Origin of the sequence: Lacihabitans soyangensis (genome assembly GCF_024343775.1) — a bacterium.
GTDB classification, from domain to species: Bacteria; Bacteroidota; Bacteroidia; order Cytophagales; family Spirosomataceae; genus Leadbetterella; species Leadbetterella soyangensis.
The window spans coordinates 1-2,011 of the sequence record NZ_RJUF01000103.1 but is presented as its reverse complement, the minus strand read 5'-3'; the positions used below and the strand labels follow the sequence as shown (position 1 = coordinate 2,011).

Sequence of the window (2,011 nt, the reverse complement as noted above, 5' to 3'; positions counted from 1 at the left end):
ATCATACTTATCAAATCTGTAATTCCTTAAACCTCTCCAGTAGGCAAATTTCCCAGCAGTCAAGACACATTTAAATACTTTATCTTCAAACTGTAATACAATTTCGTTGTCTCCAACTTCTACAATCTCAAGGGCATCCATAACTTCCTGATTCTGCATTAACTGGTTCAAATCAACAGGTGAATTAAACTGACTACCTTTTTCGTATATGTAGACCTGCTCGTTTTTGAAAAACCAATAAACTCCTGTTGATAAAATTTCAACGAATTCGTCATTTTTTAATACCAATCCTATTTGATTGATATTTACTCTTACTTTCTTCATTTTCTGTAAAATGTTTAAAAATTAAAAAATAACCAGTCTAAAGTTTTCATTTCTTGAAAACGGAAATCAGATTAAGTTTAGAATTAGAAATTTAGTTTTTAAATATTTAGCAAAATATATAATCAATTTTCTCCATTGAGACATTTTGATTAAATAAATACCTTCTATCAAAAAGTAAATCTCCATTTCTATTCGGTATCCTCTTCTTTCAAGTTCTGTTTGAATTGCTCAATTTCTATTTGAAAACGAGCTAGAATTCTTCAAACTGGTTGTAATCCTTTTGGGAGGACCAATCCCTTTCTTTTGTTGATTAACAGTCAACTGCTTAGCCACTTAGCTTCTAACTCTCACGAGCTAGGCAGGATTCGAACCTGCATTGGTTTGTTACTCTATCCAGACTGAGTTATCCTTTTTCAAGGAGAGGGATTCGAACCCCCGACCCACAAATGGTGATAAAAAGCAAAATTTCCGACAGCATATTTAAAGATACTTCTCAAATACTATGGGGTATGCGGATACCCACATCAGGTTCAAGAAACCACCTTTTATCGCAAAACATAAAGGACTCGAACCTTCTGATTGACCTGCTCAATTGTTTTATTATTTTTGATGATGCAAAATTGAGAAGACAGTACGCAGTCAATTTGCGTAGATAAAAATATATATTCTAAAAAATTATAACTAACTGTATATCAGTATTTTAATTTACACTTATTTCCCACCTCACCCAAACAATCCTCCACTCACTTCTTCCACAAATATCTTTTTGTCGGTGATAAACTGGCGGTTTTCTTCGAGGAATTCGGTGAAGAGTTCCATGTGGTGGAGCATGGCGGAGAAATCGTAAGTGGCTAGCGGGTAAGTCTCTATGTGTATTTCTTTGAAATCGTAGATGATGTACTCCATACTGCTGCAGCCCTTGTCTTTGAGTGCATACATGTAGAGATTCTGGAAATTGTACTGGAATTTATGGGGTTTGTAGCTTGAAGTAGTTTTTATGTCTATTACTTTGCCCTCTCCTACCACATCGGCAAATCCATAAAACTGAATATTTTGGTGCGTGAATTTTATGGGCATCTGCTCTACCCTAGAGGCAGGCAACATATTTCTCACTTTTTCAACAATTTGATTTTCAAATACATGTGGTCTATTTTTGAGAACGGCATCTTCAAAATTTGAGCCTTTTTTCATTCTTTTGAGCGTGGCATCATCGAAGTCTCTGACTCTGTTGATTCTATTGAGCAAAGAGGTTCTCATTTCCAATGTTGGAGAACTAATGTATTTTCCAAACTCGTTGAGTAAGGTGGGGTAAAGCCTGTACTTTATATCAGACATGAGCAGATAAGGCCTCGAGTTCTACTTTTTGGTTCAGATGGTGCCTCGAATGCATTTCTAAACTGTGAAACCATTCTTTGGCATTTAACATTCCCAATGCAGGGTGTTGCGTTTTATAGGTTCCAAGGTCAGACTCTACAGCTTCTATAAATAATTTTGCAGAACTTAATATCTCATCAATCTCTTTTTTATAATGGTCAACAGATTGCCCAAAAATAGGTATTTCGGCTACAGCAGCCGGCATTTTAAACTTCATTTTAGGCGGGAAGCCTCCATATTTAAAAACATTTTCACCCGCACTATTTTTTTCTCCGCCCTCTTGTCCATTCCGTCTTTCCAGACATCTTTTGGT

2 protein-coding genes and 1 pseudogene are annotated in these 2,011 nt (G+C 35.9%); all 3 read right to left on the bottom strand.

Going from position 1 to position 2,011, the window contains the following annotated elements; translation table 11 throughout:
• Positions 1-324 (bottom strand): annotated as a pseudogene (locus EGI31_RS14610) (slipin family protein); the annotation flags it as partial.
• A gap of 723 nt (positions 325-1,047) precedes the next feature.
• Entirely contained in the window at positions 1,048-1,659 is a 612-nt protein-coding gene (locus EGI31_RS14605; RefSeq protein WP_255036848.1) for a hypothetical protein, read from the bottom strand.
• Positions 1,652-2,011, bottom strand: a 360-nt coding sequence (locus EGI31_RS14600) for a DinB family protein (RefSeq protein ID WP_255037927.1), incomplete at its 5' end; no start/stop codon positions are given. The genes EGI31_RS14605 and EGI31_RS14600, both read right to left, overlap by 8 nt.

What these genes read in the sequence shown, in the direction of transcription:
- EGI31_RS14605 (WP_255036848.1), bottom strand. Translation starts at nt 1,659, where the DNA reads ATGTCTGATATAAAGTACAGGCTTTACCCCACCTTACTCAACGAGTTT.